14 protein-coding genes are annotated in these 14,788 nt (G+C 64.1%); 5 read left to right on the plus strand and 9 right to left on the minus strand.

Going from position 1 to position 14,788, the window contains the following annotated elements; genetic code table 11:
* Positions 1 to 108: 108 nt before the first annotated feature.
* The 4 genes from BJG93_RS29400 to BJG93_RS29415 form a co-directional block, all read right to left on the minus strand.
* Positions 109 to 588: an SRPBCC family protein gene (locus tag BJG93_RS29400; protein ID WP_027194759.1), complete on the minus strand. Its 480-nt coding sequence runs from the start codon at positions 586 to 588 to the stop codon at positions 109 to 111.
* The gene (locus tag BJG93_RS29405; RefSeq protein WP_027194760.1) at positions 581 to 916 is read right to left on the minus strand and encodes an ArsR/SmtB family transcription factor; all 336 of its coding nucleotides are present in this window, start codon (positions 914 to 916) and stop codon (positions 581 to 583) included. The genes BJG93_RS29400 and BJG93_RS29405 overlap by 8 nt, the downstream gene beginning before the upstream one ends.
* 88 nt (positions 917 to 1,004) lie before the next feature.
* On the minus strand, positions 1,005 to 1,391 hold the full coding sequence (locus tag BJG93_RS29410) for a hypothetical protein (RefSeq protein WP_231337649.1): 387 nt from the start codon (positions 1,389 to 1,391) through the stop codon (positions 1,005 to 1,007).
* A 1-nt stretch (position 1,392) separates the two neighbouring features.
* Positions 1,393 to 1,746: a hypothetical protein gene (locus BJG93_RS29415; RefSeq protein ID WP_027194762.1), complete on the minus strand. Its 354-nt coding sequence runs from the start codon at positions 1,744 to 1,746 to the stop codon at positions 1,393 to 1,395.
* Between the two features lie 345 nt (positions 1,747 to 2,091).
* On the opposite strand from BJG93_RS29415, the gene BJG93_RS29420 reads away from it, so the two are divergent.
* Positions 2,092 to 4,740 (plus strand): glycosyl hydrolase family 28 protein, encoded by a 2,649-nt coding sequence (locus BJG93_RS29420; protein WP_027194763.1) that lies wholly within the window; start codon positions 2,092 to 2,094, stop codon positions 4,738 to 4,740.
* Positions 4,741 to 4,888: 148 nt separating this feature from the next.
* Here BJG93_RS29420 and BJG93_RS29425 read toward each other — a convergent pair whose 3' ends face one another.
* Together BJG93_RS29425 and BJG93_RS29430 are read right to left on the minus strand one after the other, a co-directional pair.
* A complete protein-coding gene (locus BJG93_RS29425) occupies positions 4,889 to 6,571 on the minus strand; it encodes an alkaline phosphatase family protein (protein ID WP_027194764.1) in 1,683 nt (560 codons plus the stop codon).
* 255 nt (positions 6,572 to 6,826) lie between these two features.
* Positions 6,827 to 7,369: a DUF4142 domain-containing protein gene (locus tag BJG93_RS29430; protein WP_027194765.1), complete on the minus strand. Its 543-nt coding sequence runs from the start codon at positions 7,367 to 7,369 to the stop codon at positions 6,827 to 6,829.
* A 161-nt stretch (positions 7,370 to 7,530) separates the two neighbouring features.
* Here BJG93_RS29430 and BJG93_RS29435 point away from each other — a divergent pair, with 161 nt between their 5' ends.
* From BJG93_RS29435 to BJG93_RS29450, 4 genes are all read left to right on the plus strand, one after another.
* Positions 7,531 to 8,562 carry a glycosyltransferase family 4 protein gene (locus BJG93_RS29435; RefSeq protein ID WP_027194766.1) on the plus strand — a complete coding sequence of 344 codons (1,032 nt, stop codon included), beginning with the start codon at positions 7,531 to 7,533 and terminating at the stop codon, positions 8,560 to 8,562.
* Positions 8,563 to 8,868: 306 nt separating this feature from the next.
* Positions 8,869 to 9,057, plus strand: a complete 189-nt coding sequence (locus BJG93_RS29440) for a hypothetical protein (RefSeq protein ID WP_027194767.1) — start codon at positions 8,869 to 8,871, stop codon at positions 9,055 to 9,057.
* Between the two features lie 54 nt (positions 9,058 to 9,111).
* On the plus strand, positions 9,112 to 9,333 hold the full coding sequence (locus BJG93_RS29445; protein WP_027194768.1) for a DUF2795 domain-containing protein: 222 nt from the start codon (positions 9,112 to 9,114) through the stop codon (positions 9,331 to 9,333).
* A complete protein-coding gene (locus BJG93_RS29450; protein WP_082194491.1) occupies positions 9,326 to 11,893 on the plus strand; it encodes a membrane-bound PQQ-dependent dehydrogenase, glucose/quinate/shikimate family in 2,568 nt (855 codons plus the stop codon). Before BJG93_RS29445 ends, BJG93_RS29450 begins: the two co-directional genes overlap by 8 nt.
* Before the next feature lie 41 nt (positions 11,894 to 11,934).
* Here BJG93_RS29450 and BJG93_RS29455 read toward each other — a convergent pair whose 3' ends face one another.
* Genes BJG93_RS29455 through BJG93_RS29465 form a run of 3 tightly spaced genes read right to left on the minus strand, consistent with a single transcriptional unit; the run spans position 11,935 to position 14,477 of the window.
* On the minus strand, positions 11,935 to 12,042 hold the full coding sequence (locus BJG93_RS29455) for a hypothetical protein (protein WP_154671705.1): 108 nt from the start codon (positions 12,040 to 12,042) through the stop codon (positions 11,935 to 11,937).
* Between the two features lies 1 nt (position 12,043).
* A complete protein-coding gene (gene cydB, locus BJG93_RS29460) occupies positions 12,044 to 13,060 on the minus strand; it encodes a cytochrome d ubiquinol oxidase subunit II (protein ID WP_027194770.1) in 1,017 nt (338 codons plus the stop codon).
* A complete protein-coding gene (locus BJG93_RS29465) occupies positions 13,041 to 14,477 on the minus strand; it encodes a cytochrome ubiquinol oxidase subunit I (RefSeq protein ID WP_027194771.1) in 1,437 nt (478 codons plus the stop codon). The genes cydB and BJG93_RS29465 overlap by 20 nt, the downstream gene beginning before the upstream one ends.
* Positions 14,478 to 14,788: the final 311 nt, after the last annotated feature.

The following is a 14,788-nucleotide window of genomic DNA, read 5'->3' on the forward strand; positions in this document are numbered from 1 at the left end:
CACGTGCGTGTTGCCGATGACGAGCGTCGCGCGCAGGATCTCTAACAACGCGATATCACGGACGGACGGCTATCGAACCTTCGATGCATCTCTTCGGCGTATCCCGCTTCATGCCTGCCCTGCATGACTTCCGCCATTGGCCGGATAGGCCTCCTGCAACGCAATCGAGCCTGTCTCCAACAGCGATTTGAGGTTGGACATGATTTTCGGCCAGCCGCCCGACACCGCCTCGATGAATTTCGACGGATCGCGTTCGATCGTATGCGTAAGCGTCAGCTTGACCGCCGTTCCGCTCGGCTCGAGCTCCATCGTGCAGCGCGAATCGCCTTCGGCCTGCAACTCGGGACGAATCTGGTGCTGCCAGCGGATCACGAGGCGCCGCGGCGGATCCGCCTCGACGATCTCGCCCGAGTCGAAGACCTGCCCGCCGCTCGACACGAGTTTCCATGGCGAGCCCGCCGTCCATTCGCTGTCGCAGTGCATGCCGAACCAGTACTGCTTGATGAACTCCGCGTCGGTCAATGCCGACCACAGCTGTTCCGGCGTCGTGCGGATATAGGTCACGTAGACGAACGTCGATCTAGTCATTGCCTTTCTCCAGGCGTCGTTTCAGGGTCGAGAGCGCCTTCAGGCGCGGCTTTTCGAACTTGGCAATCCAGCGCTCGTAGATCTGCTGCAGCGGCACCGGATTGAGGAAGTGCAACTTTTCGCGCCCACTGCGTACCGCAACGACAAGATTCGCCGCTTCCAGCAGGCTCAGATGCTGCGTCACGCCTTGCCGCGTCATGTCGAGGTGCTCACACAGATCGTTCAGGGTCTGGCCGTCGTGCGCGTGCAATACGTCCAGCAGCTTGCGCCGGCTCGGATCGGCGAGGGCTTTGAATAGCAGGTCTGTGTCGTCGGGGCGCTCGGCCATGAACGGCTATAGGCAAGTGATCTGTTGCCTTTACTATAGGCAAGAGAATGCTTGCATGTCAAGGAGCCGCAAGGCTGTTCGATCCGGCTTATTGCGCGTGACGCCGATGCAGTGCGAAGGTTTCCGTTCGCGAACCATAGTGCTTCGTGACTTCAGCGTCGCTCATCAAGCGTGACGATTGCAGAAGCGGTTTCGTGACCGCATACAGCCGGTCGGCGTCGGGGCCGTACATATATAGATAGCCATCGTTGCCGTCGATGTGCAATTCGCTCTCGCCGAGTGCGCCGACCCCGGCGCGCTGGATCGCGTTTTGTAGCCGATGTTCGAGCGCGGTGATGTCCGGGCGGTCCTTCGGGTAGTAGTCGAAATGAACCATCAAGACGGGGCCGGGCGGTCTCGGCGCTTGTGGCTGTGCCGACGCTGCGTTGGCAGCGAACCAGGCCATGCCGAGGAATGCGATGAAGAGTTTTTCCACGTCACTCATCCCCGAGCATGTGGGTGGTTCGTTGACCGGCTGGCTGCCCGCCATGCAAAGGGCCGAACAGCCGCGCACAGAGCAGGCCCATAGCGAGGATACCGATTCCGAATGGCACGACATCCCCCGTTACCTCGAGCCGAAAGTCGCCCACACGAAAAACCAGAAGATAGCCGACGACGATATTGAAGAAGCTCCACAGCACATTGACCGTCGACGACGACAGCCCTTTTCCGGACGGCTTTGCGAACGGGCTCTGAAACGGCTCGCCCATCACACCGCTGACGAAATGAGGCACGGCATTCGCGAAAAAGACACCGCCGAAAAAATAAGAGACGACATGTGGCCAATCCATTTCACTTGCTCCTTGTATCGAGTCTGCCCGCACTCCAGCAGAAACAAGATTTCTGTCGCTGCGCTTCGATTCATCTGACTGCATCCCTGGTAGTGGAGGTCGGGTTTACTGTAATTGAAACAGCGCGCCGTTCTACAGCATGATCCGTCGTACGTTGTACGATGAATTTCCTTGTTGCCCGACAACCGGTTCGCGCATTCGACGCGCCGATAGTCGGCCAAGCTGCTGCGCGGCCAGTCTCGCGCATCGAGCGGAAGCGCGATACTCAAGGTTATCTCTCATACGATGTCTTATAACAAATACGAATGCTCCGCATACCGTGACGCCATTCCAAGGAGACAGCTTATGAAGACGCGCTCAGTCCGAGAGCTTGCGGTACTTGGCCTGTTTGTTTTGACCGTCGCCGGCTGCGGTGAGGGCAATAGCATTTCAGGCCCAGGTACGAGCTCGACCACGCCACCCACGAACCCGAGCTCGCCGACGTCGCCGGTCTGGACGCCGGGCCGCTACGCTGGCGATACGAACTTACCGGATTCGCCGTCCTTGCCGGCGGATGCGCAGGTTTGCTCGACGCTCCAGGCAAGCAACAATCTGGTGAAGAACGCGGACGGTTCGCTGCCGGTCAGCGCGGACCCGACGCCGGCTGCCTATGGCGGCGCGACCACTGCGCTGAACAACCCCGATCAGGCGCGCATCCAGGCCGCGCTCGACGCGTGCGGCGCTGCCGTGGACGCGGAAGTCGGCGCGAAGATCACCCAGGCCGATCAGCAGGCAGCCGCTACCCAACAGGCGGCCAATAATCCGCTCGTCAACATCGCCGGTGCATCGAGCGAAACGCTGTCGAACCCGACCTACAAGGCCACCAGGTTCGCGGTGCGGCTCGTCAAGAACAGCGGCGGGGCTGGCAACGCGTTCCTGAGCGGTCCGCTGGTTCTACCGTCGGGCGTCACGCTGTGGATCGACGACGGTGTCACGCTGTTCGCGAGCCGCGACGTGGTCGTGTACGACAAAACCGCGCAGGATCGGCCCAACGCAATCACCTGCGGCGCCGCGATCAACAACCCGGCTGGGCTCCCCGCACCGGCCGGCACGGCCAATGCGGGCGCGTCGACCATCGCGGGCACGAGCGGCATGCAGAACTGCTATCCGCTGATCCGCGGCACGCACACGGTCAACGCGTCGATCATGGGCACGGGTTCGATCGATGCGCGCGGCTACATGCCGCTCATCAGCTCGTCGCCGCAGTATCCGATGATCCGCTGGGCCACTGGCGTGACCGAGGCGTTCACGTATTCGGGCAACAACATCAGCGGCGTGACGACGCCGAAGTTCAGCTGCACGAACACGATCGCCGCTTACCGTAGCGGCACGCTCGCGCCGGAAGGCACCGCGTGCGACGTGGTCACCGCGATGGGCAAGACGACGTTGACCACGCCGGCCGTCACGTACGTGGTGAACCGCCAGGCCACGAGCGTGCCGAGCGGCTACAGCGTCACGGGTGGCGGTTGCAATGCCAGCACGACGGGTTGCGCGCGCTGGGTGCCGGCAAGCTGGTGGGATATCTCGTACCACGGCAACAAGGACATCGGCGGCGGCCCGTACAGCTTCCAGGGCAACCCCGGCATGCTGTGGATGCAGCAGTCGAAGAACCTGTCGCTGTATCAGATCACGCTGCGCAACAGCACGTTCTTTACCGTCGAAGCCGACGGCGTGGACGGCCTGACCGTGTGGGGCATCAAGATCATCACGCCGTTGCTGCCGGATGCGGCGAACCAGGCGAGCGTCGGCATGAACAACGACGGCTTCGATGGCGTCAGCGGCTCGTACTCGCACCTCTATACCGGCGCGACGATCGATGCCAGCTCGACCGGCGTGAAGAACACCGACGGTGTCGACCCGAGCGTTGCGGCAGGTCCGGAACACGCAGCACTCGGCACCGGCAGCAAAACGACGTCCGCAGGTCAGGTGTACTTCGACGGCTACGTGAAGAACGTCGCGATCGTGTACAACTTCCTGAGCCCGTCCGACGACAACGTCGCATTCAAGGGCGGTCTGCAGGACCCGCGTCCGGCGGTTGCACGCGGCACGCAGACGCCTGCCAACATGCTGTGGGCGATCGACGGTAACCGCGACGTTTCGTCGAACCGCACGTACGGCATCACGGTGGCGCATAACCACAACTACAACGGCCACGGTCTGTCGATCGGCAGCCCGACGAATGCAGGTGTCCGGAACATTCACTTCTACGACAACTACTTCGACAATATCTACGACGGCAGCAATGCAGCGACGGATATGGGTGTCGTAGGCCTGCGCATCAAGAGTGGTCAGGCGCGCGGCGGCGACGTCAGCAACATCTACTACGACGGCGCATGTATGCGTGGCGTGAAGGATTTCCTCGTGTTCGACATGTACTACACGGGCCCGAGTGCCGATCCGATCTCGTACACGGGTATGGGCTGGCTGGTGCCGAGTTTCCACGACATCAACCTCAGCAACATCCGCATGATGAACAGCCCGGCCAACAAGACTGCGGGCAAGAACGGCAGCGGTGGCCTGACCTTCCGTGGCCTGCATGCCGATACGCTTTACGCCAATACGCAGAGCGTGATCCAGCTGAACCTGGATAACGTGGTCGCGGACAAGGACGTCGCGATGTCGATTTCGAACCTGAGCAAGCCTGTCGTGAACATTGGGTCGACCGATGGCTCGACGCAATCCAAGGCCGCCAACGCCACGCTGAACCTGGGCGCGAACGTGAGTCTGATCGGCTCGTCGTTCGCTCACGGCTCGGGCGGTATCCTGACGAACACGTCGAGCGGCGCGGGCAAGTACACGACTCCGACGAACACGTTGAACCTGACCGTCAACGGCAGCGATGACGCTGGCGCCGCGGGCGACACCAATCCGGCAGGCACGATCGTCTCGCAGAATCCGAAGCTGTCGCTGTGCGATCAGGCTTCGTCGTGGCCGGTTTTCCCGAACGTGAAGTAAGCGTGGTTGCTTGAAAGACCCAGGACCCGCGGTGTCAGGCCGCGGGTCCGTTTTTTTTATGGCAGCCGCCGTCCGCATGGCTGGACCCCGCAAAAACGACCGCGCCGCGATCGTTCAACACTGATCGCGGCGCAGTTCACCTCAACGCTCAATCGTCGTGATCAAACTCCGGCAGCGGACGCGTTCCTTCAATCGACACCGAATGCAGCAGCTCAGGCTTCAGATCGAGCAGACGCAAAATCGTCGGCGCGACCTGCGTGGTCAGCACACGCTCGTCGTTGACCCGCCCGGCGTCATGCGCATGAGGCACGTACATCACGAGACCAAGATGGCTGTCGTCCGGAGCATTGCCGCCATGCTCTTCGTCTTTCGACGTGCTCGACGTATAGATGACGCCGGGGTTCGGCTGAACGATGATGTCGGGCGTGCGGCCACGCGACGGATCGCCGAACCTGTTCGCGAGTTGCGGGCCGGCCAGGATGTACGCGTGCGGGCCGTCCGCGCAAATCCCCGGCGCGTTGCAACCCAGATTGGCGTTCAGCGTCTTCACGACCGCGGGAGCCTGGCTTTGATCGCGCAGCCAGATCAAACCGACGTCGTCGGTCTGCACGAAGCCGGTGCCGACGAGTCCGGTGCCATCGTTGAGGTTGCCGCTCTTCGTGGCGGCCTGCCCGAAATGACCGCCCGAATCCAGGTAGTTGTTCGCTTCGAGCAGCTTGGTCAGCGTATCGCCGTTCTTCACGAGCTTCGAATGATCGGTCGGCGACTGACCATGCTTCGCGGTCACGATAATCGCCGTCGATGAATAGAGATTGCGTTGCTTCAATTCGGACACGATGCGTCCCAACGCGTCGTCGAGATACGCGATCGCGCCGGCTACTCGCGGGCCCGGCGTGAAGCTCGCATCGAGATAGCCGCCGCCGGTCGCGACCGTGGCCTTTTGCGCGACGCTCAGCGTCTGGAAGTTGGCGCCGAACACGGTCGGGACCGCGGCGCTCGTTCGACCGGTCGAATCCTTGCCGTCGATTTCATCGATCAGCGATTGCACGTGGTAGTTGTCGAACTTCTCCGTGTGCGTATACGTGTCGAGGTAGTCCGTGTTGGTCGCCGGATCGATCGAATTGATTTCGGTGCGTGCAAGATCGTCGACGCCCGCGCCGGATGGTCCGTTGAGCCAGTCATAGCCCCACGCATGCTTGTCGGCCCACGCGGTGCGCGCGCCGTTTACATTGCCCTTGATCACTTCGAAGACCGTGTTGGTCTTCAGATAGTTGTGCGGATAGACGGGCGTACAGACGCCGTTGACGAGTGCGTGCGGAATCGCCTGCGGATTGAACGCGCCGCCGCCGTCGAGATGGATGAGCGCGCCGCCGTTCTCGCCGTCGATGCCGGTCGTTTCATCGAACACGACATTCCAGCCGGTCGGGCCGGTGCAATTGCTGTCGGACGGCGCATACAGCGTGCGGTCGTAGGAGACGTCGTAGAAGAGGCCAGCGGATTTCGGCGAGCCGCCGGTCACCAGCGCGGCGAGGCCCGGAAACGAATCCGACAGCCCCGGTGTGTGCGCGTTCGTATAGGTGGTGCCCGACTTCGCGAGCAGCGCGAGGTTAGGACAGGTGTTCGCGCCGATGCAACGCGCGACGTCCTGCTCGTGCAGACCGTCGAAGCTGATCAGCAGCACATGCTTGACCGACGCGCGATCGCGATCATGATCGCGACCGTGGTCGTGATCGTCGCCGGCTGTCGCAACTGCCGAGTTCAGCCCGGCGAGCAGTGCGACGGCTGCGCACATTGCGCTTTGCTTACGCTTCCATTTCGTGATCGGTTTCATGTCTCGTCCTTTTGTTTGGCAACGAATAGGAGTAATGCCGGACGAATTTGAACCGTAAAGAAGTCATTCGCGTGACCTGCGTTTTATATTTTGGTCTTAAGGTTTTGATAAGGTATGCGTGATCCGTTCGACCGCACGCGCTGTCGATCCGAACTGGTTCGAAGCGCGCCTGAGCTTGCATTGCTGAAAGCATCGAGAGCGGGCAGGCGAGCTGCGTATCGATGCTGCCATACCCGCTCTTCGTGACCGTGAGCGCTACTGCGTCACCCCCTTCTTCGACGCGAGATCCTGCGCCATCTTGTAGTGCTCCTCGATGGTAGGCAGCGCTTTTTGCGCGGCCTTCTTCAGATCGGCGTTCTGGCCATCGGAGATTTCCTTCTTGAATGCGCTGATCGCCTCCTCGTGCCCCTGCAGGCCGACCTTCTGGATGTACGCCTGATCGAATGCCTTGCCATGCAGGTTCTTCAGCGAGTCCAGCATCGCGGTGTCGGAATTGTCCTTCGGTACTTCGACGCCGTGTGGCGCAGCCATCTTCAGTTGCATCGTGAGCTTCGTGTGATCGACCATCATGTGATGGGCGAACGATTTGACGTCCTTGTCGCTCGAGTTTCTGGTCGCGAGCTTGGCCGCGTCGATTTCGGTCGACGACGACTTGCTCGCCGCCTGCACGAAATCCTTGTCGGCCTGGGGCAGCGAATTGGCGGCCGTGGTCGAGGCGGCCTCTGTTTGCGCGCCGGCAATGTGGGGGATGGCGGCAAGTCCACAGCACATCGCGGCAATGGCGGTAACGCGCTTCATGTTTTCTCCTCAACGAAGTCGAACGGGATCGATAGAAGCGGGACGGATGACACGCTTCGATCGACGTCCCCGCAAGCCGCATACCTTCGTCCGGCACGCGTGTCTGGAATAGGGGATGCTGAAGCCAGCTTTGCATCGACAAAAGAACGATGGAGGCTCACATGCGCATCGCGCAAGTGTCGACGCTCTACGAGCGCGTGCCGCCCGTCGCCTATGGCGGGACCGAGCGCGTCGTGTCGTGGCTGACGGAGGCACTGGTCGAGCGCGGCCACGAGGTCACGCTATTTGCGAGCGGCGACTCGTTGACGCGCGCGCATCTCGTGTCCGTTTATCCGCGCCCGCTGCGCGAGGTCGAGAACACCGCCGACCCGCAGGCGTTTCATGTCGCGATGCTCGAGCAGGTCGTGCAACGTTCGGGCGACTTCGACATCGTGCATTTTCATACCGACTACATGAGCTTCCCGTTCGGCAGGCGGCTGCAATGTGCGCACGTGACGACGCTGCACTGGCGGCTCGACATTCCCGGTCTCGATGCGCTGTACCGCGAGTTTCGCGACGTGCCGCTGGTATCGATCTCAGACGCGCAGCGCGCGCCGCTGCCGGGACTCGCGTGGCAGCGCACCGTGTATCACGGGCTGCCGCGCGATCTTCACACGTTCAGGCCCATGCCGTCCGACTATCTGGCGTTCGTCGGCCGCATCGCGCCCACCAAGCGCCCCGATCTCGCGATCGAGATCGCCCGCCGGGCGAACGCGCGACTCGAAATCGCGGCCAAGATCGACGACGGCGATCGCGTCTATTACGAGCACGTGGTCGCATCGCTGATGCGTCAAACGCATGTGCGCTATCGCGGCGAGTTGGGTGGTCGCGACAAGGACCGCTTCTTCGGCGATGCACGCGCGCTGCTGTTTCCGATCGACTGGCCGGAGCCGTTCGGGCTCGTGCTCGTCGAGGCGCTGGCCGCGGGTACACCGGTGATCGCGTTCGACCGTGGCTCGGTGCGCGAGATCATCGACGACGGCGTGACCGGCTTCATCGTCGATAGTGTCGACGAGGCCGTCGATGCGGTGAACCGTATCGACGAGCTGGACCGCGCGCGCTGTCGCGAAGCATTCGAGCGGCGCTTCACCGCGGCACGCATGGCCGACGAGTACGTCGAGGTGTACCGCAACCTGTTCGCGCCGAAGCGTTAAAGGTCAGCGACGCGCCTGCTCGAGTATGGAATTTTTCTAACGCGCGATGGCGTTTTTGACCAACGCCGACAGGTCTCACCGTCAACGAGCACGCCAGGTGCCGATGCGTCGCGCGGCCGCCGCGTGCATGCCCGGATAAGGCTGGGCGCATCGATAGGCCAGCGCGAGACTGGGCAGACCGTCGTGGCCGCCATGCGCCGCGCGGCCCGGCGCCCTACAGGCACGCGGGATGCGAAGGCACGGGCATCCGCGCGGCCGTTCTCCGCGAGCCGCGATGCTTCAGCCATCCCGGCAAGGAGTCAGTCGATGCAGCAGACGCCCGAACCCCACAAGCCTGACAAGCCCGATAAGCCTGATAGTCAGCAAACGGAAATCGGCAGCGGCACGCCGCCGCCGCGCGTACCCGAAGCGATGCCCGACACGGATAGGCAACCGGAGCAACAGCCGGTTCGCGACACGCCGGACGTGCGGGCGCCGGGCCCGGCACCGCCGTGACGCGGCACGCCGGCCAGCACTTCACACTTTCACGCAATCAATCAGGGGAACGACATGACCACCTCCCGTTCAACTACGGGCGAGCGCCCGCTGAACCCGTTCATCGACGTCCAAAAAGCGCTGAAGGGCGCTTCCTATCCCGCCGATAAAAACAGCCTCATCGAAACCGCCAAAGCGAATGGCGCCGACGACGAGGTGCTGCAACGGCTGCAGGATCTGCCCGATCAGCAATATCAGAGCCCCGCCGAAGTCTCGAAGGGCGTCGGCAATGAATAGCCCGCAGACGCCACCGCCGCCGCGAGCGCCGGACTCGTCCGCGGCCCGGGCCCCGCGCGGCTCGCGAGTTCCGATCGCGCTCGCGGTTCCCGGCGTCGTCTTCGTCATCATTGGCGTATTGCTCGCGATCGGTGGCATCCGGCTCGCGATGCTCGGCGGGTCGTGGTACTACCTGCTCGCGGGCATCGCGATCGCGGCGACCGGCGTTCTGCTGTGGCTGCGCCGGCGCGCCGCGCTGTTCGTGTTCGCGATCGTGCTGTTCGCCTCCACGATCTGGGCGGTGGTCGAAGCGCGCTTCGATTTCTGGCAACTGCTGCCGCGCCTGTGGGTGTGGGTCCTGCTCGCGATTTGGCTGCTGTTGCCGCCGGTGACGAACCGGCTTGCGCTCGGGCCGCCAGCCGTGCCCCGCGAAGGTGTGCTGCCGCTTGCGGGCGCGGTCGTGCTCGCGGTGCTGCTCGGCATCATCACGTCGTTCAATCATCCTTACGATCATCCGGGCGAGCTCGAAGTGACGTCGGCTGCGCCGGCGGACGCCCCGCTTGCCGGCGACGCCAACCGCAAGCCGGGCGACTGGACCGACTACGGCGGCTCGCCGCTCGGCCAGCGTTACTCGCCGCTCGCGCAGATCACGCCGGACAACGCGGGCCAGCTGAAGCTGGCATGGAGCATTGAGACCGGCGACAAGGCCGGCCCCGGCGACCCGACCGAAACCACCTACGAGGACACCCCGATCAAGGTCGACAACAAGGTGTTCGTATGCACGCCGCACAGCATCGTGATCGCGCTCGATCCGGCGAGCGGCCACGAACTGTGGCGTTACGACCCGCACATTCAGAGTCCGATCGGCAGCTTCAAGCACTGGGAGCATATGACCTGCCGCGGCGTGTCGTATCACGACGACGCGCTATACCCGCCGCTGCCGGCCGCGGCCGCGGCGGCGAGCGACAGCGCGGCCGCCGCCGCGAGCCCAGCGAGCGCCGCGGCGGCCGCCGGCCAGGGCACGGTGCCGACGCCGGCGCCAGCCGCGCCGCAAGACCGGGCCGCGACCGCGAGCGAGTGCCCGCGCCGCATCTTTCTGCCGACCGCCGACGCGCGCCTGATCGCGCTGAACGCCGACACGGGCGCGGTCTGCCCGCACTTCGGCAACGGCGGCACGATCGACCTGCGCACGCACATCGGGCCGTTCACGCCGGGTGGCTACTACTCGACGTCGCCGCCGGCCGTCACGCGCGACCTCGTGATCATCAGCGGCCACGTCACGGATAACGAATCGACCAACGAGCCGTCCGGCGTCACGCGCGCGTTCGACGTGCACGATGGACACCTCGTGTGGAACTGGGACGCCGGAAATCCGAATGCGACGCAGCCGATCGCACCGGGCCAGATCTACGTGCGCAATTCGATCAACATGTGGTCCGTGTTCGCGGTCGACGAAAAGCTCGGCATGGTCTATCTGCCGCTCGGCAACCAGACGCCCGACCAGTGGGGCGGCCTGCGCACGCCGCAGTCGGAGAAACTGGCCGCGGGCCTCGCCGCGCTCGATCTGGCCACCGGCCGGCTAGTGTGGAACTACCAGTTCACCCACCACGACCTGTGGGACATGGACGTCGGTGGCCAGCCGTCGCTCGTCGATCTGCAAACCGCGAGCGGCGTGCAGCCGGCGATCATCGCGTCGACCAAGCAGGGCAGCATCTACGTGTTGAACCGGCAGACCGGCAAGCCGATCATCCCGATCACCGAACGGCCGGTACCGGGTGGCGCGGCGCCGGGCGACCACACGTCGCCGACACAGCCGTACTCGGCGCTGAACTTCGCGCCGCCTGAGCTGCACGAGCATGACATGTGGGGCACCAATCCGTTCGATCAGCTGTGGTGCCGCATCAAGTTCAAGTCGCTGCGTTACGACGGCATGTTCACGCCGCCGTCCGAGCAGGGCTCGCTCGTGTACCCCGGCAACTTTGGCGTGTTCGATTGGGGCGGCGTTGCCGTCGATCCGGTGCGGCAGGCGCTGATCCTGAATCCGAGCTATATGGCGTTCACGTCGAAGCTGGTGCCGCGCGCACAGATTCCGTCGAACAACGGCGAAAAGAAGGGCAGCGAAACGAGCGGTATCAAGCTCGCGCGCGGCACGCCGTTCGGCTTCGAGCTGAACGCGTTCCTGTCGCCGCTCGGCATTCCGTGTCAGGCGCCACCGTGGGGCTATGTGGCCGCCGTCGATCTGCGGCAAGGGCATATCGTGTGGGAACATAAGAACGGCACGATCCGCGATAGCGCGCCACTGCCGATTCCGTTGCCGCTCGGCGTGCCGAGCCTCGGCGGCATGGTGACCACCGGCGGCGGCGTCGCGTTCCTGTCCGGCACACTGGACTACTACCTGCGCGCCTATGACGTGCGCACCGGCGCGCGACTGTGGCAAGCGCGGCTGCCGGCCGGCGGCCAGGCCACGCCGATGACCTATGCCGACAGCAACGGCAAGCAGTACGTGCTGGTGGTAGCAGGCGGACATGGCTCGCTCGGCACGAAGCAGGGTGATTCCGTGGTCGCCTATACGTTGCCGTAGTGCTGCCGATGCAGCGGCGCTGCAATCGCGCGCGGCCACGCTCAATGCGTGAGCGCGCGCAGCACAAGCTTCAGCACGCCGGCCACAGCCGCCACCGCGACGACGCCGGCGAGCCACAGGCCGGCGAACCACGCGAGGCGGCGCCACATGTCAGTGATACCCCTCGCCCGCGCGCATCTTTCCTTTGAACACCGAATACGCGTACACGGTATAGCCGAGAATCATCGGCACCGTGATCGCGGCGCCGACCAGCAGGAACGCGAGGCTTGAATGCGGCGCGGCCGCCGCGCGAAACGAGATCGAAGGTGGCACCAGGTTCGGGTAGAGACTGATCAGCAGGCCCGCGTAGCACAGCACGAAGATGCCGTATGAAAACAGCAGCGGCAGCAGGTGACGACGCGCGGACAGGCTGCGGAAAAAGCCGATCGCCAGCAGCACGACCAGCACCGGCACCCACGCGGTGAACAGCAGGTCGGGCCACCGGAACCAGCGTGCGGACAACGCGTTTTGCAGCATGGGCGTCCATAGCGTCACCACCACGATCAGTGCGAGCACAGTGACGGCCATCGTGCGCGCATGGCGCCGGCAGCGCTCGTGCAACTCGCCTTCGGTGCGCCAGACCAGCCAGCACGAGCCGAGCAGGGTGTAACCGGCCATCACCGCGAGGCCGCACAGAATCGTGAAGCCGGTCAGCCAGTCCCACCAGCCGCCCACATACGAATATCCGGCGACCGCGATGCCTTGCAGCAGCCCGCCGAGCACCAGGCCCTGGCACAGCGCGGCGAGCGCCGAACCGCCGAAGAACGCGGCGTCCCACCATGCGCGACCTTTGCCGATCGCGCGAAAACGGAATTCGAACGCGACGCCGCGAAACACCAGCGCGAGCAGCATCGCGATGATGGGCGGATAGAGCGCCGACAGAATCACCCCGTAAGCAAGCGGGAAAACCGCGAACAGCCCGCCGCCGCCGAGCACCAGCCACGTCTCGTTGCCGTCCCACACCGGCGCGATCGAGTTGACCATCACGTCGCGATCGACGCGTCGATGCTCGACCGCGAACAGGATGCCGACGCCGAGATCGAAGCCGTCGAGCAGCACGTAGGCGAGCACCGCGAACGCGAGGATCGCGGCCCATACCAAAGCGAGATCAAACGTGGCCGTCGTCATGCGTGGGACTCCTCGGAGTTGATGAGCCGGCCGTCGCCTGGGCAGGCCCCGGCGTGATGCCGGCGCTGCGATGCGGCTTGTCCTTCGCGGGTCCCGGCGTGTCCAGCGTCGGGGTCGCCGCCATCAGCCTGAACAGAAAGACCACGGCCGCGCCGAATACGATCGCGTACACCACGCCGAAGCTCGCGAGCGAAACCGCGACGCCGGGCGCGGCGATCGGCGATACGCTGTCGGCGGTGCGCAGCAGACCATAAACGGTATACGGCTGGCGGCCGACCTCGGTCACGGTCCAGCCGCACAGCAATGCGATCAGACCGGCCGGCCCCATCGCGACCATGATGTGGTGCATCCAGCGCGCTTCGTACAGGGTCCTTCTCGCGCGCAACACGAGACTGCCCAGTCCGAGCAGCGCCATCAGAATGCCGAACCCGACCATCACGCGAAACGCCCAGAACAGGACCGGCGAGAACGGACGTTCGGACGGCGGGAACGATTTCAGGCCGGCGATCGAGCCGTCCCAGGTATGCGTCAGAATCAGCGCGCCAAGATGCGGCACCTCGATCGCGTAATCGGTCGTCTCGGTGCGCATGTTCGGTAATCCAAACAGAATCAACGGCTGGCCGGGACGCGCGACCCAGTCGCCTTCGAGCGCGGCGATCTTCGCCGGCTGGTGCTTGAGCGTGTTGATGCCGTGCTGGTCGCCGACCACCATCTGGATCGGCGCGACGATGCAGGCCATCCATAGCGCCATCGACACCATCAGGCGCGCGCACACGTTGCGCGAATCGCGTAGCAGATGCCACGCGCCCACCGCGCCCACCAGGAACGCGACGCTCAAATAGGCAGCCAGCACCATGTGCACGAGCCGGTAAGGAAACGACGGATTGAAGATGATGCGCACCCAGTCGGCCGGAAAGAAGCGTCCGTCGACGATCGTATAGCCCTGCGGCGTCTGCATCCATGAATTGACGGCGAGGATCCAGAACGCGCTCAGCAGCGTGCCCAGCGCGACCAGCAGTGTGGCGAGAAAGTGCAGGCGCGGGCCCACACGTTTCATGCCGAACAGCATCACGCCGAGAAAGCCCGATTCGAGAAAGAAAGCCGTCAAGACCTCGTAGCCCATCAGCGGCCCGACGACCGGACCCGCGCGAAACGCGAAGCCCGCCCAGTTGGTGCCGAATTGATAGGACATCACGAGCCCCGACACGACGCCGATGCCGAACACGACCGCGAAGATCGTCAGCCAGTAGCGGTAGACGGCGAGATACACCGGCTTGCGGGTGACGAGCCATGCGCCCTCGAGCACCGCCAGGTAGCTCGCGAGACCGATCGACATCGCGGGAAAGATGATGTGGAAAGCAATCGTGAAGCCGAATTGCGTTCGGGCGAGGGTCACGGCATCGATGGGAACGGACATCAGGGCTCCTCGTGGTGCACGACGACAGGCTCGCGGCGTCGGGCTGTCAAAAATTCAACGACGTGCGCAGCGATTACAGCGGCGCGATGCGGGCGTTTGCACGCGTTTCGGGCATGTCCCGCGCACCCAATTCGCTCCGCCCGCCGCCGCTACGACACGGCGCGCAGCAAACCACATACCGCCGGGCGCGTTGCCGGCACGGTATAGCGCTTGCTCGGCCGAGGCATGATCGATCAAAGGATACCCCGAGCGAACGGTCGTGTCCGATGCTGGAGGCTCTCTGTCGGCACCTTGTAGCAAAACGAGGCCTG

Origin of the sequence: Paraburkholderia sprentiae WSM5005, assembly GCF_001865575.2 — a bacterium.
Lineage (GTDB): Bacteria > Pseudomonadota > Gammaproteobacteria > Burkholderiales > Burkholderiaceae > Paraburkholderia > Paraburkholderia sprentiae.

What these genes read in the sequence shown, in the direction of transcription:
- BJG93_RS29400 (WP_027194759.1), bottom strand. Translation starts at nt 588, where the DNA reads ATGACTAGATCGACGTTCGTCTACGTGACCTATATCCGCACGACGCCG.
- BJG93_RS29405 (WP_027194760.1), bottom strand. Translation starts at nt 916, where the DNA reads ATGGCCGAGCGCCCCGACGACACAGACCTGCTATTCAAAGCCCTCGCC.
- BJG93_RS29415 (WP_027194762.1), bottom strand. Translation starts at nt 1,746, where the DNA reads ATGGATTGGCCACATGTCGTCTCTTATTTTTTCGGCGGTGTCTTTTTC.
- BJG93_RS29420 (WP_027194763.1), top strand. Translation starts at nt 2,092, where the DNA reads ATGAAGACGCGCTCAGTCCGAGAGCTTGCGGTACTTGGCCTGTTTGTT.
- BJG93_RS29425 (WP_027194764.1), bottom strand. Translation starts at nt 6,571, where the DNA reads ATGAAACCGATCACGAAATGGAAGCGTAAGCAAAGCGCAATGTGCGCA.
- BJG93_RS29430 (WP_027194765.1), bottom strand. Translation starts at nt 7,369, where the DNA reads ATGAAGCGCGTTACCGCCATTGCCGCGATGTGCTGTGGACTTGCCGCC.
- BJG93_RS29435 (WP_027194766.1), top strand. Translation starts at nt 7,531, where the DNA reads ATGCGCATCGCGCAAGTGTCGACGCTCTACGAGCGCGTGCCGCCCGTC.
- BJG93_RS29440 (WP_027194767.1), top strand. Translation starts at nt 8,869, where the DNA reads ATGCAGCAGACGCCCGAACCCCACAAGCCTGACAAGCCCGATAAGCCT.
- BJG93_RS29445 (WP_027194768.1), top strand. Translation starts at nt 9,112, where the DNA reads ATGACCACCTCCCGTTCAACTACGGGCGAGCGCCCGCTGAACCCGTTC.
- BJG93_RS29450 (WP_082194491.1), top strand. Translation starts at nt 9,326, where the DNA reads ATGAATAGCCCGCAGACGCCACCGCCGCCGCGAGCGCCGGACTCGTCC.
- BJG93_RS29455 (WP_154671705.1), bottom strand. Translation starts at nt 12,042, where the DNA reads ATGTGGCGCCGCCTCGCGTGGTTCGCCGGCCTGTGGCTCGCCGGCGTC.
- cydB (WP_027194770.1), bottom strand. Translation starts at nt 13,060, where the DNA reads ATGACGACGGCCACGTTTGATCTCGCTTTGGTATGGGCCGCGATCCTC.
- BJG93_RS29465 (WP_027194771.1), bottom strand. Translation starts at nt 14,477, where the DNA reads ATGTCCGTTCCCATCGATGCCGTGACCCTCGCCCGAACGCAATTCGGC.